The organism is Paenibacillus agaridevorans, assembly GCF_003112455.1.
GTDB classification, from domain to species: domain Bacteria; phylum Bacillota; class Bacilli; order Paenibacillales; family Paenibacillaceae; genus Pristimantibacillus; species Pristimantibacillus agaridevorans.
On sequence record NZ_BDQX01000064.1, the window covers coordinates 1 to 22774 of the forward strand.

A 22774-nucleotide genomic window follows, 5' to 3' on the forward strand; every position below is an offset into this window, starting at 1 on the left:
GCAAGCCGGAGACCCGCTCGCGACGGACATTATGCAAGAAGCGATTGCCGCGCTGGGGGCGGCAATCGCTTCGATCGTCCATCTGCTCAATCCTGAACTGATTATTATCGGAGGAGGCGTTGCGGATTCGGACACCCCGCTGCCGGAACTGCTTCGCGAGGACGCACATACTGGATACTTGTGGCCCATCGTCGTTCTCGACGTCTATGGACATCCAATTTCACTCTATACCACAATGCCGAAATACTTCTTGAGCGCCTCGGCATCCTCCGCCTCGGAGGCCGGTGTAAAGGCATGGACGCCGTCCGGGCGGAACAGGCGGAACTCCTCGTTCCACACCGTGTTTCGCCCGTCTTTCGTATGCATCGCTACGATCCGGTTATTTTTGAACACGGAATCCGGCGCGTGCTCGCACCAGAAGGACGCCATCAGATAGTCCTTCGGCAGTTGAGGCTCCTCAGTGAACGAGAAGAGGCGTGCCCAGCCGTCCTTCTTCTTCTCCATCAACATCCAGCCAAATTCCGCGTCCCGGTCGAATCGATAGCTTTCGCCGCCCTGTTGCTGCTCTAAGCCTTCCTGAAGCAACAGCGGCCTGCGGGGCACGATACCGCCTACCCCGACATCGCACAGGAAGACGCGGCCCTCGGCCTCGACGCGAAGCACCTGATGCCTGCGCTTAGGCGGCGTATTTGCCTCGTCGCGCCAGAACCGGGCGAAGTAGTCGGTCACTCCGTAGCCGAGCTCCCTCAGCAGCCAGCCGAACAGCGCGTTCAGTTCGAAGCAATAGCCGCCGCGTCCCCGGCCTACAATTTTGTCGTAGATGGACTCCAACTGCAATGACAGCGGCACGCCGTTCATAATATCCAGGTTCTCGTACGGCACGGCCTGGAGATGCAGCTCCTGCAGCTTGCCCAGCGTCTCCGTACCGCCATCCGGCTTCCCTGTAAACCCGATTCTTGACAAATACGCCTCCACGTTCATTCCCCTGCTCCCCCTCCATTTTTATTGCTGCGCCCAATTCCCCTTGCGGAATACCGGCTCGATCGTGCCGTCCGGCAGCTCCCCGTCGATTTCGAGCTCCGCGCAGCCGATCATAAAGTCCACATGCGTCAGGCTGACGTTCGCCCCGCGGGCGACCAGTTCTTCGCCCGACAGCTTTGTGCCGCCTTCAAGATTGACGGGATAGGCGCTGCCAAGCGCGAAGTGGCAGGATGCGTTCTCGTCGATGCCGGTATTGTAGAATACGCGGTTCAGGTTCGAGATCGGCGAGTCATGCGGCACCAGAGCCAACTCTCCCAGATAGGACGCTCCTTCGTCCGTCTCCAGCAGCGTCGTCAGATGCTCGCGGCCCGAGTTGGCGTCATACTCCACGACTTTGCCTTCCTTGAACGTCAACGTGATGCCCTCGACCAGTCTGCCGTTCAAATTCAGCGGCAGCGTGCTGCGAATCGTTCCGTTGACGCCTAGCCGATGGGGCATCGTATACACTTCCTCCGTCGGCATGTTCGCGACGAAATAAACGCCCTTCTCGTTTTCTCCTCCGCCGCCGCGCCATATATGGCCTTCCGGCAGAGCCACCTGCAAATCCGTGCCCGGGGCGCGGTAATGAAGGCTTTTGTACTTCTTGCCGTTCAGCAGATTCTGACGCTTCTTCAACTCCCCGATATGCTCCCGCCAGGCGGTTACCGGGTCGGCGGCGTTCACGCGGACCATGTGGAAGATCGCCTCCCACATCGCTCCTATGCGCTCCTCCTCAGGCAAGTCCGCGTACACCTTGTCCGCCCATGCGCGGGTAGGCGCCTTGATCAGCGACCAACTGATCCGGCTGTTGCGCGTATAAGCCGAATACGCCTTGCGCGCGACTGCCGCGGCCTTGGTTGCCGCCGCCACCTTGGCGGAATCGATGCCGCGGAGCAACTCCGGATTAGGCACCTTGATATGCAGGATGGCGCCGCCTTCCTCCGCGAACCGCTCCATACGGTCCGCCTCCCATCCCGGATAATAGTCAAACGAATCCTGCGGCGCCTTCTCGTACCGGATGCGAGTAATGTCCTCGTCGTCCCATTCCACGATGACGTATTTGGCTCCGGCCTCATACGCCTTCGCCACGATGAGCCTTGTCAGCTCCGCCGTCTCGATAGGCGCATGGACAATCAGCACCTGTCCAGGTTGTATGTTGACGCCGACCTTGACGACAAGCTCCGCGTATTTGTTCAGCTTGATTTCAAAATCATTCATTCCTTGTTCTCCTTCCAGCCTCGCAAAGCCTAATTCAGTTTTATTTTGTCCAATTCATCGAGGAACGCAATTCTCTTCTTGTATGCCTCGCGAAGCGATTGGATCAGTCCTTCCGCATGCTCGCGTCCTCCCGCCTTAATCAGATGCCGAATGATATCGCACACCTTGCGGTACTCTTTGCGGTTCTCGCTAACCTTGGCTTCGTGCGTGATCTGCTTTACAAAGAGCATGTGCAGCTCCTCCGGATGGCTGTCCACCAAATGCACGTAATAGTGCGTCAATAAATGGGGGTTCTTTTCTACATATCGCAGCAGCCTGTCGTTGCGCTTCTCCTCTATAATCAACTTTTTGTACAACGAGCCTGCTTCCCAATCGCTTTGGGCAGCCTCTTCGATTTCGTCCAGCAGCGCCTCGTAGTTCGCTTCCCACTCCAAAGCGCCCGTCGCTTCCTTGAGCTTGAGGAAAAATTCATATTCGCCTTCGAGCGTATATTTTTTGGCCAAAGCCTTCAGCGCTTCCCGATCGCCGGTCGCTTCGTAGATGATGGCCCGTTTCTTTTCCCAGTGGCTGACCAGGCCCCAGTGTCTTCGCTCCCTGTCCCCAAGCTCTCCCTGTTCGATTAAGGATAATGCATCGCCGTACCGTTCCTCGAGAATGGCCTTCTCGATCGCGATGTCCCGAAACGCTTGGATTTCCAGATGTTCTTCCATGTATCGGTTGGCCTGCTCAGGCCCGTCGAATCTCGCGAGAACCTCGTAACGAAGCTGCGACGCCTCCTCCGTGAAGAAGCTGCTTCGATATTCCTTCGTTTGCTCCTCGGCCTCGAACGCGTCCAGTTGGCTCCACCATTGATCCTTCTCCTTCGGACTGTCCATCCACAAGGAAGCGGTGCGCATGAGGGACAACCGCCATTCGTTCCAGCCATCCCAATTCGAATGCTTCGCTTCTTTTAATGTCATAGCAAACAGGGAGGCTCGTATCTTCGTATCGACGCTACCCCCTTGCTCCGCGGAGGTCAGCAAGTGCCTTAACCCCTCCTTGATCATTCCTCCCACATCGCCGCCGGAGTCGTCGCTTTTTTGCAGCAGATCGCACATTTCATGAAGCACGCAAAGAACGATCTCCGCCGCGGCAAGATGCTGCCCTTTTGCCGTCGCCGCGTCGGCGGCTTCCATGACTTTCCGTGCACCCGTTAACGCCCTGTACACATTGCGATAGAATACGAAACCCCGATCCGAATATTGTTTGATTGAAGCCTTGATAATCGCTTTGTATTGCTTCAACGACTCTTTGCTGCCCGTCTCGACGAAACGAAGCGACAAATCCTTGTTCACCTCATCGTATTGCTCCGCCAGCCCTGCCAGCAGCTGAACAAGCTCTTCCTTCGCAAGCGAAGCGAGCAGCTCTTCCAACCCTTTTTTTGTCATACGAATGCACCCTCTCTCGGACCTCAAGCTCTTGTTACTATCTTATCCATTGATCGGGCGGTAGAGCAAGCCATTCCATCTCCAACCAAGGTGAACGGCTGTCGCCGTCCTTTGGCGGTGCAGCGCGTTTCATTCCGAGCATTAGAGGTCAAGTATGAAGAAAACACCTGCGCCGGGCTGCGCAAGTGTCTTCTACTAATCCTTATACGGGTCAAACTCGTCCGCTCCCGCCATGCACACGCCAATGGGCTTCAATACATGCAGAACCTCGATCGTCCCCGAGTGCGCGTCAAGAACATCCTGAAGCTTGCGGTACACAAATGGACTTTCGTCCGTACCTGCTCCCCGAAGCTCGACGTCATATGCGTCGACGGCTTCCTTCATGGCTTCGGCAGAGATTTGTCCGCCTGCGCGCGTCCTCGTCTTCCAATTCATTTTGCCCGCGGCCTGCGTCCGACTCATGATTCGCCCCGCACCATGTACGGTGCTATAGAAGGAATCCCGATTCTCGTCCGTTGCCTTGCCCCTCACGATGACCGAGATGTCCCCCATGCTGCCCCCGATAAAACCAAGCTGCCCCGGCGCCGACGGAGTCGCGCCTTTGCGGACGACGACGGCTTCCTTGCCGTCATGCCGCTCCCGCCATGCGAAGTTATGATGGTTATGCACCTCGAAGTCGGCCTGCGCACTCAAAATGGAAAGCACCTGCCCGATCACGTAATCCCGACCGGCATACGCGTATCTTCCGGCCAGCTTCATCGCGCGCTCGTACATATCGCCAAGCTCGCTGTCCAGATCCAGCAGAACAGGAGGTTGATCCATGCTCTCGCCGGGCGCTTTTCCAAGAAATTCGCGTCCTGCCGCCAGATTCAGGAACCCGCTGGCCGTCTTGTGGCCAAATCCCCTGCTTCCAAAATGGTTCGCGATCCACAGCCGTCCCGTCGCCTTCTCCTCGAATAAATCAACGTAATGATTGCCGCTGCCTACCGTGCCGAGCTGACTGTGGGCGAGCGCCTTCAATTTGTCATGCTCCTGCTTCCCGATTGCGTTATACACGTTCCAATCTGGATCGTCGAACAGCGGGTGGTCCACCTTCTCGCTATTGACGCGCCCTACGCCGAAGGACACCTTGCGGGCGATGGCGTCCATGATGGAAGGCAAGGACGACTTGACGTCCGCTGCCATCAGGTTCGTGCGCACCGCCTTGTTGCCGCAGGCAATGTCGTAGCCGACGCCGGACGGAGAGATCTGCCCGTCGTACGCGACCACGCCTCCGATCGGCTGGCTATACCCTTTATGATGATCGGCCATCAGCAGCGCCTGCAAGACGTTGCCGTGTTCGGCACATGTTTTTGCCTGCGACATCGCGCCCGGATCCGGCGTTCCCCATACACGGACGCCGTCTATAATTTGATAAGCCATATAAATGATTCGCTCCTTTAACCTTTCATGTTCGCCGCACCTTATGTATGCCGCACTCGCTCCATTGTCGCTGATTTCGCCGTCTCCGAACAGGGTGAAAGTATGGCTGGCGAAAGATTGCGCCGGCTATGGGCATGCCGATGCCGCTATGTGGGATGCCGATTGCAGCTACGGTCGGATCGGTTGGCTCACATGTTCGGTTGCTTCGAAGGAACTCGTTCAGTGCAAGCCAAGGCAAGAGCTCTGATCTACGATTCGTTTACCTTAATCAATTGCACATCGTCCATATAGACGACCTCTTCACTAGCAAATCCAAGTAACTCTAGACCAATTTCCAAGTTTTTAACCGGTGTGCCAGCAAATGATGGTGGGATATCCCCTTCCCACTTGATCTGCACCCATGTCCCCGCACTTGAAGACGCCTGAACAACTTCACTGGCAAAAATGCCGTAGTAATACCCGTTTCCGTCAGGAATGAGCTCTTTATTGGCATCTTTGCTGTACAAGTAGAGCTTAACCGTTCCATTCGTCTGTATCTGCTGCGGAACCAGAATATAGGCTGTAAGCTGATAACGCCCGGTCTCTGGCAAGGCGACGGTCATATTCGGCCAGGCCAGATGCATGCCTGATGCCTTTAAGCTATAGCTCCCCGTGCGGGCCTGTTCACTACTGCGCTGCATGACTGCACCAGTCGCTTGAGGCTCTGCCGTAAACCCCCAAGGCAAGGCGAGCTCGCCTGTATTGTACCCCTGTTCAAATGAAGCATTTTTGTTAAGGGGAGCACCTGGAACCCCAGCGACAGTAACAGCCTGGCTGTCCACAGATGCTTGATTTTTGTAATCGATCCGATACGCGAAGCTTTGCTCGCTTTGAGTTGCAGCGATTTGCGGCACAGTTAAAACCGCAGTACGGGTTGCAGCATTCCATGCTACTTGTGCTGGGTGGGCATCCACGGTTGCCACTCCATCCACAAGCAAGCGGACCGTAAAATCAGCTGCAGTCGGCGTTACCGCAGGTGCATGATTGAATGTCGCATGCACATTCCCATTCGTAGCGCTCAGACTTAAGATGGTGCTCTCTCCTTCGGGAGTGCTAAGCTCATTCAGCTCAAAATTGTCCACATAAACCCAGCCCGCTCCCACATCGTTGTAAACGACAATCGTTGCATGTGTATATTCGTTTGGCGCAACAGTTGGAATGACGTATTGCTCATACTCTGTCGATGTTACCGTCACAAGATCGCTGACTGTACCTACGCCCGGGACGCCTCCGTAATTGATGCCAATGAGATTTTTCTTTCCGGAAGACCCGGCAATTTTCCCGAAAAATTTCAGGACATATGCTTTTCCAGCTGGTACATAAATACCTTGCTCCCGGCTGCTTACGTTGACGCGAAGCGCCTTGGCGCCGGAGTGTGCATCATCGGTTATTTCATCAATTGTGCTGTAGGTGATATCCCAATCCTTGAACCCCTCTTCAAACCCTGGATTTCGGATGAGATTAGGACCTGTCAGATTGCCTTTGGCAAGGATCAGCATGAGCCTTGCTTTATCCCGAATATCTGCAAGATCAGCATGCTCTGCAAGATCCTCAAGCAGCAATTGTGCTGAGCCGTCTCCATCACCACCCTTTATCCAAGCGACAATGGCATCCTGTTCCTTACTCGTAATACCCGACCATAAGCGTCCAACCCCATAGGACTGACTCCAGGAATGCTGCTTCACGGGATCGCTTGAAAATTGCTTGATCAATTCCATCCGTTTATTGGCGAGTGTCATTTTCTGCACAACGGAATGGATGAGCGCCAGCGCTTCTGTCTCATTAGATGGCACCTCTACATCCTCGTTGCGCGGATAACTTATTGCGGCTGCTTCATTGTATTCGAACATATGCAGGATATCACTTGCCCGCTTTTTTTGAGCCGGGGTTTGTGCTTTATCGACTACAGCTTCAAGTAACCGTCTGCTTTCGGCAATATCATCCAAGTCCACAGCCATCATGTACGTATCATCATATAGCGGCAGGTAATTTGTTCTTGGCTGTGCATTTTTCCATTTGCTGTACCAGGCGCTCTGGAATATATCCTGTTCCCAGAATCTCTCCCAGATTTCGTAATAGGCGGCTAACTCCGGCGCAGCTGCGGCACCAACTGCTCGTTCATACCATTCTTCGAGCAGATCGTCCACATCCTGATAAGGATCCCACTGTAGCTTACCTGCAAGCCATGCCTTCGGTCCTTCTGCAAAGTTAACGACAGACTCGCTATAGAATGCTTTCACTCCGCTTTGCGCCGCGAACTGATAGACTTCGGACATGTTATGGAAAAACGTGCGCGGAACCATATACATACCACCGTAAAGGTATTCATAGAAAGCAATTGTAGCTCCAGTGGCTGCCCAATCCGCTGTCAATTGCTGCCCCTTGCTGCGCATATCCGGGTCATTCCAAGAGGAACGTTCATCCGTGATATAAACAATTATGCGCGGGTCGAGCTGCAAGTTCGTTGGTGGATCATATACATTAAAGTAAGCAAGCAACCCGATTTTTTTATCTGGATAGTCCGTAAATACGCCAGCTGCGACTTGATTCACCCAATTGAAATAGATATTCGACATATCAACTTCGCCGAGCGAATTTAGTTTATTTGGATAATTCGGATGAGAAGGATTAGCCTCACAAAAATTGGCCGTGTCGTTAATACTTAGTGCATAGGAATCTGATTCCGGATGAGAAGCAAAGTAAGCTTTAATATTCGTAATCGCCTCGTCTACAATTCCAGGCGCCGTGAAGCATGGCTGCCACCCGAAGGTAGGATTATGAGGGTCATCCAGATGCGCGCCCGGAGGATAAAACTCGGGATGCGTGTCCTTGTATTTGGATGGCGGGAATAGCTCAGCCATATTATGACTGATTTCCGGTCTTTCTCCCAACCGAATATTTCGCATCCACGCTTCTCTAACTGGAGTATTGGTAAGGTATCCGTCAAAGGTACGAGAAGGAAATCCTGGCTCCTCTAACACCTGATCGCCATGGTTCACGAACAAGCTCACATGCTGCGGGACATCCTCCCAATCATCACCAGGCATAAGCCAGCGGACGCCTACATAGCGCTCCAAAAATTCGTTGACGCCAAATTCGGTGCCGAGTGCTGTTGGTCCGGCTATTGCAATGCGATTGTTGTCCTGATGGATAACAAACCCTTCTTGCTCTAGCCCGCCCAGCAGCTCAGTCCGTTTCTGCTCTGACATTCCTTCATACCCAATATAAATGTCCGTTTGTGTATTGACTGTTACCGTGCTCGCATCCACAGTGTTAGTAGCTACAGTGTCAGCAGCAGCAGCAGCAGGCATAGGTGAGTTGTCCTGGGCAGCGTTCTCTGCTGTCTCCAGATCTTTAAATACAAATTGGAAGTCATCCAAATAGGCAGCTTCTCCAGCTGTAAAGCCTTTGATTTCCACCCCAATTTGTAGAGCTTTAACTGGCTTTCCATCATATTGCTGTGCTATGCTTCCTTCCGCCTGAAGCTTCATCCACTGACCATCACTTTCAACAACAGGGGTAGACTGACCTTTAATAATCCCATAATAATAGCCATTCCCATCAGGAATTAACTGTCCCTGCGCATCAAGTGCATACACATATAGCTGGACCTCTCCTGCGGTCTGTGACCCTTGCGGTGCAAGCATATACGCCGAATATTCGAACTCACCATGCCGTGGCAATGCGATTTCCTGATTCAGCCATGCCAAATCGACGCCGCTAGTCTTCAGACTATGGCTTCCGCTTTTCGCTTGCTCGTCACTACGCACCATGGACATCGCTGAAGTACGATTGTTGTACCAATATCTCCACGGTTTCGCATCCTGTTCTCCGGCATAACCGATATCAAAGGATGGATTCAAATTGATTGGTTGGTGAGCATCTGCCTCCACAACGACCACACCGCTTTCCAAAACGGCATGATCCTGGTAGGCTACCCGGTAGGAAATATGCTGCTGAACGCTCGCCACAGCTATTGCTGGTACGGTTAAGATTGCTGATTTCGTCATTGCATCCCATAGCAGGGCAGCAGGAACTGCAGAAGCCGCAGGCTCGTCGTTCACCACCGGCGTAACCACGAAATCTGTTACTTGCGGTATTGACGCAGGCTCCACAAAAAACGTCATGCGAACGAGGCCATTCTCTGCCGTAACTCTATCTGTTGTTGAATCATCTACCAAAAGAGGTAGCTCCGCACCTGTCGATTTCTTTACGTAATCGACCAGCTTATGGGCGGCTGCCTTAGTCTGTGCATCTGCACCTGCAGCGACAATGATTCGTGCAGCCGGATTACCATTCTCTACGATTGGGAGATCATCCGGCTCCGGATCTTGCGGCTGTGGCGTACTCGGGGTCCCCGTTCCACCAGAGATTAGACTTGAAGCCGTATGCTCGTAAGACTCCGTCACCAGCTTGGAGGCGATTGTTGCAGATATACCTTTGGCAAAGCGCGCACTTTGAGGTCTCATACTTACAACTACATCGTTAGCATTAAATTGCGCCTGCTCGATCTTCCCTTCTCCAACGACGTTTGCACTTGCATCAAATAGCATCGTCTGAATAACAGTGCCAATCCCCAACTCAATACTTGCACCTGCTGACAAATTTCTTACTTGCTTAAATATGCCGTTCAAACGAACTGAACGCGCTTTCAATTGATCAAGCATGCTAATATCCACATTTTCAAAACCGCTGAAGGTTTCGGAAAGGGCCGCTTCTTCCAAAATGGCTCCTGATAGCAAAATTGTTTGCTCGATTTTCGTCGTTCCAGAAATAAGAATACGAATTTTTGAATTCCATTTATTCACATATAAATTCCCTGCCAGCAATGAATCCATGATGTGGATGCTATTCTCGCCGCCACCCCATACGTAAGTGTTTCCTTTGACCATTACATTATCAAGGTTAAGATCACCTTCTGCAACGCCTTGCGCAATAAACAGATTCCCCTCGATAACGAGATCACGCAATTGAACATCTGCTGCGGTTACAACAAGATTGCCCGATACGTTCCCGGTCAAGGTCTTACTCTCCCGAGCCATATCACCAGAAACATTATTAAGCAGCTGAACAACCTCAGCACGTGTAATATTGCCTTTCGGCACAAATTTCAGATCGTTTCTTCCTTTAATAAAGCCCCCGGCATGCAGAGACGATATGGCATCAACAGCGTAGGACGCAATTTGGCTGTCATCCTTGAAGCCGCCCCCTCCTGTTCCCGTTCTATCAACCTGGAACGCTCTGGCCACCATGACAGCTGCGTCTTCACGCGTAATATTGCGGCCAGGCTCGAATCTGCCATCTCCTATTCCCTGGATAATCCCCGCGGTATACGCCTTCCCTACAGAATTGGCAAACCATGCATCTGAAGGAACATCCCGGAATGGATGCGCTTCCTTCTCCTGAAATACAAACAACCGATCCAGCAAGGCAACAAATTCAGCTCTCGTTGTCGGCCTATCGGGCCTAAATGTTCCATCAGCGTACCCGCTCAACAGTTTTAAATCGATCCACTTGTTCATTGCAGGCTCTGACCAATGTCCTGAAAGATCAGAGCCCCGGCTTTCGCCGGAGGCTCCCGCATAAGCAACCGATCCAAACGGAACGGCTGCCGCCACGATCATGCAAATGGATAATGCCAATGACACTAGACTTTTTAATCCCTTACTCATTCAACTATCATTCCCTTCATTGAACTCAGTATGGTTTCTTTATCCTTTCATTGCCCCCATCGTTGCGCCAGCCATAATTCTTTTCTGAAATAAAATATAAAAAATGATAGATGGAATCATGACGATGATAATGCCGGCAAACATCGTTACCCAATCCGAGGTAAATTGCATTTTCATATTCGCGTGGTACATATTAACCCCAATTGTATGCTTGGCCGGATCACTCAAATAGATCAGCGGCCCCAGGAAGTTGTTGTACAACCCAAGAAACTTAAAGATGGCCACCGTTACGATGCCCGGTGTAGACAAGGGAACGATTATTTTCCAGAAAATCTGAAATAATGACGCCCCATCAATCGCACCGCTTTCCTCCAAATCCTTGGGGAAGGAGGCCATAAAACCGCCCAGCAGCATAAGGAAAAACACATTTTCACCAAAGCTGTCGAGTATGATCAGACCTGTAAGGCTATTCGTCAAATGCAGTGTTTTCATCAGGATATATTGCGGAATGAGTGCATTTATACCCGGCAAAAACAAGGACAGCATAATTAACGACCAGATGAAGGCTCTGCCCCTAAATTGCATTCTCGTAAGTGCATAAGCATTGAGCGCTGTCAAGAAGGTGCCCAGCACCAGGCTGACGCCAACATAATACAACGTATTTAACAACGATTTACCTACGTTGTAGCTCGTCCAGGCCTTCGTATAATTCCCCCATTGCAATTGACTGGGGAGCTCCCAAATATTCTGAAAAAATTCCGCATTCGTACGCAGCGACTGCAGTACAATCCACACGATCGGAAAAACAATCGAAGCTGCCCACAAAAAAAGCAATAGTCTCCAAACCCAATCCATAAACTTCCGCCGCTCTTTTATGGCCGATCCCTCCCTAATCCAGAGAATGGCGAGTTAAAACTCAACCTTCTCCTCTGGATAATATTTGTCGATGATGTACTTGGCGGCGACAAGAATGACAAACAAGAGCATGCCGATGGCAGATGCATAGCCATAATTGTGGTAGTCCTTACCAAAGGCCAGATTATACATGTACAAACCAATCACATCTGTCGAGCCCTCGGGTCCCCCATTTGTCATAACAAGCATGAGTTCAAATCCTTTGATCGTACCAAGCACAATAAATACGACACATACACGAATGACACTTCTTAGAAGCGGAATCGTAATTCGAAACAGCATAGTCATCGGACGGGCGCCTTCCAATTCGGCAGCTTCATACAACGACTTCGGAATCGCGCTAATCGCATTGATAAAAATGACGACATATAATCCGACCCCACCCCATACCATAGGGACGACCAGTGCCCACAAAGCGGTACTCGAGCTGCCCAGCCAATAAAAACTGTTCATATCCAGACCGAATATGCCCAAAATGCCGTTCAACAGCCCAAAGCTTCCATCGTAAATAAACGCCCATAATAGCGCAATAACGACGGTAGACAACACATTTGTAAAAAAATACACGACTTTATATAACGAATTTTCCCGATACGTTTTGTTGTTGAGCAAATAAGCAAGCACCAGCGAAATTAACACGATTAATACCGGCACAACAACGATTAGCAGCAAATTATGATATAACGCGCGCCAAACGAATTTGTCTTGAAACATGTGGACAAAGTTGTCAATGCCTACGAATTTTGCATCGGTCAACCCATCCCAATCAAGCAGCGAGTAATAGATGGACAACACATTCGGATACAACGTGAACAGTAAGTAGCCGAGAAGGGAAGGAGCAAGGGCAACGAACAGAAAAATGTATCGCTGCCTGCTTACCTTTTGTAATCCCCGATACCTTGCTTTCGTTCCCTGCCCATTTAAGCCCGCATTCAAACGCGATCTCCCCCTTAGACGTTTATTGCTGCTTGTCTTCTTTCTCAAGCGCTTTTTGAAGCAGCGCCTCCGCTTCCTCCAACACAGGAAGAGGATCTTTCTTGCCGGTCGCAACCGCCGTAATCATCTCGCTTACCAATTTCCCCGCCTGGCCGGCCTCAGGGCTGGTCGGATAGAAGTTGCGGCGCGTAGAGATATACTGTACATTGTGCCGTTCCGCATACTCCATGACTGCCGTCTGCACAGGCTGAAGCTTCGCAATGCGCGCGGCATCCTGGCCGAAGTCCAGGCGAATCGGATAGGTGCCTGACTCCGAAGCCAGCTTCTCCTGAATATCAAACGCATACAAGCTTACAAGAAATTCCTTCGCCCATTTCTTCGTCAGCTCAGGCTTCTCTTTCCAAATGGAAAATCCAACATCAGCAACACCGGAATTAACAAAGATCGTCTGCTGTGCATCATTCATTGCCGGGATCGCCATAAAGCCCCATTTAAAATCAGCTGGTGTATGCTCCTTCATCTCGTTGCCGACCCAGTCTCCTGTCGAAACAAGCGCGGCTTTTCCTTGCAATACTTGCATTTGCGACTGTGTATGGTTCAGCGCGGCTACGCCTTCCGGGAAATAGCCCTTTTTGCCAAGTTCATAGATACGATTCCAAGCTTCTTTCAATTCTGCTGTTGTATATTGAGCACCACTGAAATTACGGAAATTATCCATATATTGGTCGAAATTACCATTTGCCTTGGCCAGATCGAATTGAACCATATTAAATGTATAATCGGTCAAATACCCTGCATAAACGCCTGGGAACGTAATTGGAATGATGCCGTCACCCTTGATCTGTTCCAGTAACTGTACGAATTCATCCCATGTGCCTGGGCTCTTGTTCCAGCCATATTTATCAAACAGGTTTTGATTAAAGAAGAAGCCGGCCGTATACATACCCAGTGGCATTCTAGTTGTATAGCCGAAAGCTAGTGTAGCTTCGTAAGCATCATCGGAAATGACAGAGCGCAGTTTTTTACCGGCTTCTTCCGGCACATCACGATCCCACAAATCATCCTGAGGCTCGAATTTCCCTGCATTAGCCAAGCGGACATACTGGTCACCAGACGAAAAGCTTGGGGTAAACAGGTCGAACATGTCTTTATCATCACCCGCAGAAATTTTAGTTTCCAAAATGGTTGATAATGTTGGAGACGCGGTAATGTCAAACGTTACATTGGGATATTTTTCTGAAAACGCTTTAACAGCAGTATCTACCCATTCACGTCCCGAACCGCTTTCCCACAAGCCCATCTTGAGGACGACCTTCTCATCCTGAGGCAGCCCATTCTCATACAGTTTAATTTCTTCTTTTTGCCCTTCCCCTTGTGATGGCGATGGCGGAGACGTGTTTTGCGGTTTATTCGTGGAATTCCCTACACAACCAGCCAGTAGCACTGCAGTAGCAATACACGACATCAGAACGAGATTGATCTTCTTCTTTACCCTCATCTTCTTTACCCCCAAATGATAGATTATAAAGCTGTATACTGAATCCATATCACAACTGGATGGTTATGAAAGGGATTCAGTTGTAACAGCAAGTTGCAGCATTGCTTTAAGCTTGATGCAACTTGCTAGTGCTACACAATTCCAGCTAGCAATCGTTTGGCATTTAGCCCCAAAATATCAAGCTTCACCTCATCAGGGATATCTGCAAATGCAACATGGCCAATCTCCCAAAAAACATTGTTGAACATCGTGTCACTGGAAAAGAGCAGCTTACTTGTATCCGCTCGTTGTACGAAATGCTCAAGCCATAATCTGGAGTAAATAAAGGCGCCGTTTAAATCCAGATAAACCTGTTCATATTGATTGGCCAGTTGAATGGCAGCCGAAATTTCGGGCTCCCTGCCTCCGCAATGGCCGAGTAAAATTTTGGCGTTGCTGTACTTTGCCGCAATCTCCCGAAACATCGAGGGCTCCGAATTCGCCCCCCAGGCATGCGCAAGTACAATTAGCCCTCGCTCATGGGCATATTCCCACATCGGGATATAATCCGGACCAAAAATCGGATAGCGATTGATTTCCGGATGGACCTTAAAGCCGATAAAACGGTTGGTCAACGTAAAGCAGCGCTCTGCTATATCAAGACTTTCAGTAATTAATGAAGGGATGTACGTTACCCAGCCGAGCAACTTTTCATCCTGCTGCATAAAGCCGTATAGATCAAGATTTGCGCTTAATTCTCCACTTGCCAGCCCCCTGAGCATGGAGACGACTGAATAATTGACGCCCATTCTTCCCATGGTCCGGCTATATTGAAGTGCTTGCTCACTTTCCTCTATATAAGGGATATAGAGGCTGTTATATGCGCCAAGGTGGCAATGCATATCAACCAGAAAAATATCCTCAAATGGGAGGCCCTTCTGTACTAGCTCAATTAAATCCATCTTTAGTTCCTCCCTATAAGACGCTGCAAGTTTCGATGTGAAATGTTCGCTTTATCCTCATCCGAAAGCTCAGCATAAGCAAGCATGGTGATGGAAGAACCCGGATGGTTAAATGGCATATTACTGCCCCACAACAGCCGCTCGGAACCGAATAATCGGACCGTCTCCTCATACGTCAACCAATTATTATTGACTGACATCTCGACATAGACATTGGAATGCAACTCCAGATATTCATACCACATCATATTTCGAAGATGTTGAACATCCGTCAGAATGATTGGAACATGGCTGAACCTGCGGCAAAGCGTATCAAAGTAAGGGTCCTCTCCATTGTCTGAGTAAATGGATGTATAATTTAGCATGACATTAAGATTCAGCCTTTCGGCCATCTCCAGCATTTCCTGCGTATGATTGGAAGCAAGTGTGTAACCGTTTTCTTTAGGGAATAGCCTTATGAAACGCACATTGTTTTCGAGCAGCTGCTGCTCCGTTTTTTCCCAGCCGATTGCGTACTTATAATGTGGCGAGAGTACAAAACAAGGTTCAATCGACTGATTGCGCTTGCAAACCTCAATGAGCTTTTTGTTCCCCACCAATGGATTAAGTGAACGGGCATCCACATGGTACAAAACCGATTTTTCAATACCCACACGATTGGCAAGCTGAAAAAATTGCTCTTCTCCAGCAATAGGCACGCGCTCCCTGGTATAAGTACCAATCATTCCATTAGCATCATACAGCTTCATTCATGCATCTCCTTCGTTAGCAACCCTCTGTGAAAAGCTTTGTTATCGCTTGCAAGGATTTCTTTTCTTTGCGATCGATCGTTACGACGCCATAATGACCAAACGGTATTTTCCACCAGGCTCCTATGAACTCCCCACGATGCCTGTAGTCTGCCCAACTCCATACAACGGCTCCCTGTATCCCTGACTGGATGACGGCTTGCCAAACATGCTCCAGGTAAGCAATTTGAAACGTTTCCGTGAAGCGATGGCTACCCTCCTGCCCGGCAATGCTAGGCGCCCCGAACTCGGTCAGAATAATGGGTTTATCTGCATATTCATTGGCAGTAGCGATTAAATGCCGTTCGGTTTTTAGTCGCACCAGTTCATCCATATCCGAAATATCGATTACCTGTTGCTCATGGAAAAGGCCATAGTAAAGATTAACACAGACGAGATCAGCTTCCTCAAATGCTACATGGCCGGGCGAACCAATCGTCACAAAGGTTAGCAAGCGTGTCGGATCAAGCTCCCTTGCCCTTCTGAGCAGCCTGCGAACAGAAATGATTCCATCCTCCGAGTTTGTCCCGGACTCATTGGACATGCTCCAGCAAATAATGCACGGATGATTCCAGTCCCGATCTATCATGCCTTCAAGCACTTTTTCCGCCTTATCCACAACTTCAGGTATAAATGTTCTACCAGCTCCCTCCGCTAACCACCAGTTTAGCGGTACCTCGCTCATATATAACAGGCCAATTTCATCCATGATATCTAGATGGACCGTAGACTGCGGGTAATGAACCCGAATCAGGTTCGCTCCCGTTTTTTTGATGTTTAACAGGTCTTCGCGAATGATGCTGGCCGGCACAGTCGGACCGTAATCTCCATACTCGTCATAGCGATTAAAGCCTTTGAGCATAATCGGCTTGCCGTTTAATAGAACTTGGTTCCCAGAGGTTTGAATCGTCCGAATACCAAATCTTTGGCAGCGTTCATCGATGACTGACTCATGCATATCCTTGAGGATGGCATTTAACGTATATAAGGCAGGATTCTCCAGGCTCCATTGCTCGGCCCCCTGGACTTCAAGCTCAAAACGTATACGAATACTGTCATTAGGCTTGCATGAAACAGCATGCTCGGATGAAAGGCTCCGATCCTCTATAGGGAGATTTATCTGCAGCTTACCTTCCAAATGAAGGCCGCTTTGATTCCTGATTTCGGTCTCGCACAGAAGAATTGCTTTTTCATCCGTCAACTGCTCCGTATGTACACGGACCGATGAGAGATACTGCTTGCTGCTGGATTGAAGGGTTACTTTCTGCAAGATACCGCCGTATTGCACCCATTCCACGATAGGTCCGCCCGGAAGCCATTCCTCTTTGTGGCGGTTATCGGTACGTAATACAATGACATTCGAGCCGTCCTTTTGCATGAATGGAGAAAGATCGAATTCAAACGGCAGATAGGGACCTAAATTGTCCCCCAGATAAGATCCATTGATCCAAACCTTCGAATAACCGCTTACACTGTCAAACACAATTTTCTGTAAAAGCTCGAGGTGTATGTATTCCGACTCGATCTCTGCTGCAAACCAGCCAACCCCTTCGTATCCCCGAAAGTGTTCTCCGTAGAAATCCCAAGCCCGCGGAACCTCTGCCACTGTCCACCCTGACCGATCATAATCGGAATTAAACCAGCCTTTCGATTCCCCTATCTCATCATGATCAATCTGGAATCGCCAATCTTTTAATTCTATGGTATGCCTTTGCATGTTGCTCCTCACTTTCCTGAATCGAATTGAATGCAATTTATACTTTTAATTGATTAATTGAATAATTTTAATCTCCCCCTTAAAACAACCACCTAATTAAGAATGTTGGTTTCACACCCCATAAAGGCGTGTTAATTGATTCATTTAATAATTCAATTATACAAACGTTCTTGTTTGATGTAAACCCTTTCTCCCAAAAAAATATAATGCCATCCATGTTGGAATTACAAAGCACAACATGTATACTTAATTTAATTAATCAATTCATTTAAGGAGTACGCGTTATGAATCTTTCCGAAACTCAGCTGTCGATCTTGAAATTAATTGATCTGTACGGCGAAATATCTCGTAAACAGCTTGCCTTACACTCCGGGCTTTCACAGCCTGCAGTTACCAATATTACAAGGGAATTAATTGATCAGAAATATATTCTCGAGGGCAAAGAAACCGATAGCGCGGGGCGCGCTGGCCGCAAGGAAGTACTGCTCTATGCCAATGCCGACCGCTTTCGTTTCCTTGGTATTGACATTGGCGGCTACTGGATTCGTTTTGCCATATCCGATAATAAGCTGAATATTTTCCATCAATCGATTACCCCGATGCATGAATTCATCAATGTGCCTGACAAGCTGGCTGCATTGACCGACCACATCAACGTTTTTTTGCAGGAGCATGGCATCGCAGCCCATACTATTGATGCAATCGGCGTAGGCGTTACTGGCATCATTAACATGGAGGAAACTCATATTTTGAATATCCCCAATCTCGCCGATTGGGATAATCTCCCTGTTGTCTCCGTGCTGCAAAACGCTTTTCATTGCCCCGTCTTTCTCGAAGAGGGCGGACGGACCATGGCACTGGCAGAAAGGCTCATCGGAAAAGGAAAACACGTAGATAACTTCATTGTCGTAAATATCGGAAAAGGAATTGTCGCGGGGCTGATGTTAAGTAAGCAGCTCGTTTACGGAGCCAGTAATGTGGGAGGGCTGCTAGGGCATGTGACGGTAGATGAGACTGGCAGACAATGCCTGTGCGGCAACTATGGTTGCCTGGAAATGTTCGGGACGTATCAGATGATTGAAGAAAAATTCGCAGCACTGGACAATTCCGGCATATCGCTCGAGGACGCTTATCAACAGAACAACAAAGCGGCCATGACCGCTTGCATCGAGGCTGGCAACGCAATTGGCATTGCACTGAGTAATGTCGTGAATCTGATTAATCCACAACACATTTATTTGGGCGGCAGGCTTTTCGAAACACTGCCCCTTGTGTTTGAAGAGCTAAAACGAACGATTCAATTACGCGCTAACCGGTTTGCCAATGTTGTACTGAGCATTGAAAAAAATAGCTTTGGCGATATGGAGGGCTTGTACGGGGCACTTACACTGGCCAAGTCAAAGCTCATCCACCTCTACCCATAGCTTCATCCTCACCTGGGGAGAGCAGTTATAGAGCAAGAGGAGGCGGACAAAAGCCGCCTCCTTTTGCTAGATATGAGTAATTAAGCATTTCTCTTCATTTCCCGCTTTTCCCCACCAACTAGATTAACAGCTCCAGCAAGCAAAACGGGAACAACTAAACAAGCAGATTTTTCAGCTACATTTGCCCGGAACGGCCCACACGCGGCGCATTGTAGTCGATTTTTCAGCTACATTCGCCCGAATTTGCCCCCATGCGGCTCAGCTCCCACATCGCCAGCTACTCCAGGTAACAAGCTTGTCCGACTCCACCCGGCGGGCGACCTCATCCGCAGGGCATCCGGCCATCCACCATCGAGCTTAACTCGACTGGTTGACGCAAGTGCCGCGATGTGGCGTCTTCGTGAAGCGGTTTGAGACAGACGACGCGACGATGGCCTCCGGCTTTACGCGGGCCGATACGCCCATTGCTTCGACCCTCCCCACCATTTCGGACACGAAAGCCGCAGTCTGGTTGCGCCTCTCGTCCGTGCCCGCGTCGATGTCGATGTACATGCTGAGCTCGGCGCCTTGATAAACATGCGGCAGCAGAATATCCTCGAGCTCCGAGAGTTTGGCCGCGTCGAAGAACGCCGCGATCTCCTGGCTAAACGTCGTCTCCAGCGTCAACTTTTCTTGAATGGAATAGATCTCGCGAGGCAAAATGACCTGCCGATAACAGAACCACGCCCCCCGACCCGGCCGAAAAATAACGATCGACGTAATAAACTTGGTATGGCCGGCATGTACCTGCGCGTCCGTGCCGATCACCAGCTGGTACGAAGAACGCGCATCGCTTTTCATAAAGCCCACAATCCGCAGAAATACCTCGTCCAGCGTCATATCCCTGTCGGTCCTATTACGAAACACGGTCTCGTGAAGCAACGCGTAATGTTTTTTCTTCATAAGGATCACCGTGGAAGCAATTTCGGCTTCTTCCTTTCTATGGCTATGGCCTCTGCTTCTGTATCATACGCTCGCCCCCAGCCTCTGCGGTTGTACGAACGCCCTTATAACCCCACTTAGATTTGTACTTCCGCTCAACGAAAAAAAGACCCCGAACATCAGGGCTCTCTGAGACGGAATTCATCGGAGAACGTTCGAGGGTACTCCATTAGCTTGCCGTTCGCATGCTGCGAAGGAAAGCGAGAACCGCTGCTGCCGCGAGGACTACAGCCAGGACAGCAGCCGTGTAGACGACACCCGGATGATCTTGTTGCTTCATACAGATGGCAACATAAGCCCAGACGAAGACAAGCGGCACGACCGCATCCCTTCTGGTAAAAGCGATAGCGAGCGCAATCACGGCGCCGACTGCAAGCACGATTGGTGCCCACAAAGTCTCCGACAGTCCGAATCCGTCCCATTGACTTGCATGCAGCGCCGAGGAGATGTTGACGATGGTTGCGACACAGATCCACCCCAGATACAGGCTAAACGGCACGCGGACGAACCATCGCTCCCCCATCGACACGTACGTTTCGCCTGCCGCCCTGACGCGGGTATAAATCGCGATTATCGTAAGAAGCAGCGCAAGCATGACGAATACGCTTTCGTATACATATTCATAATGCCAAGCAAGAAGCCAGCCTGCATTAAACACGCAGCTGAGAGGGAAATAAAAACCGACCGCTTTCACGGCTTTACTGTTCCTGCCGGCATGCGTGAAGGAATAAATAACGAATCCGATCAGAAACGCGTAGATGAGCAGCCAGATGGAGAAGGCGTAACCGGCCGGCGTAACGAGCGAGGGGTACTTCGCCGACAGCTCCCCCGTCGTTCGGCCTCCTAGCGGCAGCCTTTGCGCCAAGACATTCATCACAAGCACGAGTACCAGACCAATAGCATGAACATATCTCATAGCTAGCACACCTCCGAATAGACGAGCTTAATCCCTATCTATTCACCTTATTGCTTTATTATTAAACAAGGACAGAGCCAGTCTCGCTGCATTTGTGCCAAAAAATACAGATCCGGTCCTAGTATCCCTGGCTTGCAGGAATCTTATTCCTGTTGCCCCAGGCTTGTCTGGCGGTCCGGTCCGCGGTTTCCAACCGATTTACCGATATCTTTAGAGGGTTCATGGTCCAGAACCAGCAGATCCGGGGTTACTTGCGCTTTGCAAGGCCGGGCATCCAGCGTCAGCAGCTGCTCGCTCATCAGGTAGGGCTGGGCGAATTCGATCCGGCGCTGCTGGAGTCCGCGAGCAAGCGCTCGCTTAAGAAGCCGTCCTTCCGCTAAGGTGGACGGCTTTGCTTTAGCCTTGATCACAAGCGGGTCGTTCCCGCTTTCAGTTGCGCAATGACAATGCCAAGGACAGAGTTGGATTGGACCCCATAATTCCGCATCGGACAAGGCCTTGCATGAAGCCGCTCCAACACCGACGGAATCGTAAATTGCTCCGGCGCGAGGCCATCATTCACCTCGTCCCACTCCAAGGGAGCCGCCACCGTGGCCGCTTCCGTGCCTCTGGCGGAATAGGGGGCTATGATTGTTTTGCCGGGCGCATGCTGAATATAGTCGACATAAAGGCGGCCGCCCCGCTTCTTCTTTAGCCGCTCGATCGTGAACAGCGCAGGAAACTTCTGTACCAAATATTCCGCGACGAATGACGTGAACACTCTTGTGTCGTCGTACGTCAGCGTGTTTTCCGGGCCAAGCGGAATGTGGATCTGGATCCCTTTCCCTCCGGATACTTTGGGATAACCTGTTATGCCGAACCGGTCAAGCACCTGGCGAATTTCGATGGCCGCGCGCACCGCGAGCGCAAACTCCTTGCGGCTTGGCGGATCGAGATCCAGCACAATCTCGAGCGGATTCGCTTCGCCAATGCGCTGGAACGGGACATGGAGCTCGATAACCGCCTGATTGCCAAGCCAGACCAGCGTCGACAGGTCGTCGCAGACGATGTAGTTAATCCCTGCGGATTCCGAGGTACGGACAAAAGGCGGTGCGTATGTGGGACAGTTTTTTTGATAAAACAACTCCCCCGGCACGCCGTGCGGATACCGAATCGATGTCAATACTCTATTCTGCAAAAACGGCAGCAGCCGGGGGGCGATCCGGATGAGATAAGCCGCATAGTCCTCCTTGGTGATGCCAGCGGAAGCCCACAATGGTTTGTCCGGGTGCGTCAATCCCGCCTTGGGGAGCAGGTCCGCATTGTCCACGATCAGCTTGCTCCAGGAGCAAGTGTCCGCCTTCTCTCCAAATCGGAAGGAACAAAAAGCGGGATGAACAAGATGAACGACCGCCGATTCAAGACCCTTCCCGCCATTATCGTTGTCTGCAAGTCCGCCGAAACCGAGCTCCACGCAAATCCCCGGCTTGGTCCGGACCAGCGAAAGCAAACCGCCATCCTCCCCCCGATTGTCCAGAATCGTTTTGGCGAGCGTCTCCCTCTCCTCCGGCTTCATCCCTTCCCGGAAGGAACCGACTGCCGTCCATTCTCCATTCCCTTGCAACAACCCTGCTATGAAACTGTCTTGCGACCTGTCGTATCCAAGCACGACGAAAACCCCGCGATAGAGTCCGGCTCCTTGCTTGAAGTGCGCCGTCATCCCCGCTATACTCCCGAGATTTGTCATGACCATCTCCTTCCTCTCTTCGATATAGAGGTTGTTCAAAAAGTTCGCTTTTGATCACGAAGTATGCCAGGAAGCGTACTCGACATCGAATATGGAACGCAAGCGAAACTTCCGGTGCTCACGTAGCTTCCACT

16 protein-coding genes and 1 pseudogene are annotated in these 22774 nt (G+C 50.5%); 2 read left to right on the plus strand and 15 right to left on the minus strand.

Annotated features, from left to right (window positions below; translation table 11 throughout):
* Window positions 1–31 precede the first annotated feature (31 nt).
* Window positions 32–100 (plus strand): annotated as a pseudogene (locus PAT3040_RS39885) (hypothetical protein); the annotation flags it as partial.
* A 125-nt stretch (window positions 101–225) separates the two neighbouring features.
* On the opposite strand, the gene PAT3040_RS38475 reads toward PAT3040_RS39885, so the two are convergent.
* The 11 genes from PAT3040_RS38475 to PAT3040_RS07300 form a co-directional block, all read right to left on the minus strand.
* Window positions 226–981: an arylamine N-acetyltransferase family protein gene (locus PAT3040_RS38475; RefSeq protein WP_108992066.1), complete on the minus strand. Its 756-nt coding sequence runs from the start codon at window positions 979–981 to the stop codon at window positions 226–228.
* 21 nt (window positions 982–1002) lie between these two features.
* Window positions 1003–2238, minus strand: a complete 1236-nt coding sequence (locus PAT3040_RS07255) for an aminopeptidase (RefSeq protein ID WP_108992067.1) — start codon at window positions 2236–2238, stop codon at window positions 1003–1005.
* Window positions 2239–2267: 29 nt separating this feature from the next.
* The gene (locus PAT3040_RS07260; protein ID WP_108992068.1) at window positions 2268–3665 is read right to left on the minus strand and encodes a hypothetical protein; all 1398 of its coding nucleotides are present in this window, start codon (window positions 3663–3665) and stop codon (window positions 2268–2270) included.
* Between the two features lie 195 nt (window positions 3666–3860).
* Window positions 3861–5087 carry an RtcB family protein gene (locus PAT3040_RS07265; RefSeq protein WP_108992069.1) on the minus strand — a complete coding sequence of 409 codons (1227 nt, stop codon included), beginning with the start codon at window positions 5085–5087 and terminating at the stop codon, window positions 3861–3863.
* A gap of 248 nt (window positions 5088–5335) precedes the next feature.
* Window positions 5336–10798 (minus strand): DUF4838 domain-containing protein, encoded by a 5463-nt coding sequence (locus PAT3040_RS07270; RefSeq protein WP_108992070.1) that lies wholly within the window; start codon window positions 10796–10798, stop codon window positions 5336–5338.
* A gap of 39 nt (window positions 10799–10837) precedes the next feature.
* Window positions 10838–11653, minus strand: a complete 816-nt coding sequence (locus PAT3040_RS07275; protein ID WP_258234883.1) for a carbohydrate ABC transporter permease — start codon at window positions 11651–11653, stop codon at window positions 10838–10840.
* Between the two features lie 54 nt (window positions 11654–11707).
* Window positions 11708–12649 (minus strand): carbohydrate ABC transporter permease, encoded by a 942-nt coding sequence (locus PAT3040_RS07280; protein WP_108992072.1) that lies wholly within the window; start codon window positions 12647–12649, stop codon window positions 11708–11710.
* Between the two features lie 22 nt (window positions 12650–12671).
* A complete protein-coding gene (locus tag PAT3040_RS07285; protein WP_181376482.1) occupies window positions 12672–14147 on the minus strand; it encodes an ABC transporter substrate-binding protein in 1476 nt (491 codons plus the stop codon).
* Window positions 14148–14278: 131 nt separating this feature from the next.
* Window positions 14279–15088: an amidohydrolase family protein gene (locus tag PAT3040_RS07290; protein ID WP_108992074.1), complete on the minus strand. Its 810-nt coding sequence runs from the start codon at window positions 15086–15088 to the stop codon at window positions 14279–14281.
* 2 nt (window positions 15089–15090) lie between these two features.
* Window positions 15091–15837: an amidohydrolase family protein gene (locus PAT3040_RS07295; protein WP_108992075.1), complete on the minus strand. Its 747-nt coding sequence runs from the start codon at window positions 15835–15837 to the stop codon at window positions 15091–15093.
* Window positions 15838–15853: 16 nt separating this feature from the next.
* Window positions 15854–17593, minus strand: coding sequence for a glycoside hydrolase family 2 protein (locus tag PAT3040_RS07300; RefSeq protein WP_108992076.1), 1740 nt, complete (start codon window positions 17591–17593; stop codon window positions 15854–15856).
* Window positions 17594–17877: 284 nt separating this feature from the next.
* Here PAT3040_RS07300 and PAT3040_RS07305 point away from each other — a divergent pair, with 284 nt between their 5' ends.
* On the plus strand, window positions 17878–19017 hold the full coding sequence (locus PAT3040_RS07305; RefSeq protein WP_108992077.1) for an ROK family transcriptional regulator: 1140 nt from the start codon (window positions 17878–17880) through the stop codon (window positions 19015–19017).
* A gap of 357 nt (window positions 19018–19374) precedes the next feature.
* On the opposite strand, the gene PAT3040_RS07310 is transcribed toward PAT3040_RS07305, so the two are convergent.
* The 4 genes from PAT3040_RS07310 to ligD form a co-directional block, all read right to left on the minus strand.
* Complete coding sequence (locus PAT3040_RS07310; protein WP_108992078.1) at window positions 19375–19959, minus strand: ribonuclease H-like YkuK family protein; 585 nt, start codon at window positions 19957–19959, stop codon at window positions 19375–19377.
* Window positions 19960–20167: 208 nt separating this feature from the next.
* Window positions 20168–20914, minus strand: coding sequence for a TspO-related membrane protein (locus tag PAT3040_RS07315; RefSeq protein ID WP_108992079.1), 747 nt, complete (start codon window positions 20912–20914; stop codon window positions 20168–20170).
* Between the two features lie 143 nt (window positions 20915–21057).
* Window positions 21058–21324 carry a hypothetical protein gene (locus tag PAT3040_RS36285; RefSeq protein WP_146200379.1) on the minus strand — a complete coding sequence of 89 codons (267 nt, stop codon included), beginning with the start codon at window positions 21322–21324 and terminating at the stop codon, window positions 21058–21060.
* Window positions 21321–22640, minus strand: coding sequence for a non-homologous end-joining DNA ligase (gene ligD, locus PAT3040_RS07320; protein ID WP_258234884.1), 1320 nt, complete (start codon window positions 22638–22640; stop codon window positions 21321–21323). Before ligD ends, PAT3040_RS36285 begins: the two co-directional genes overlap by 4 nt.
* Window positions 22641–22774: the final 134 nt, after the last annotated feature.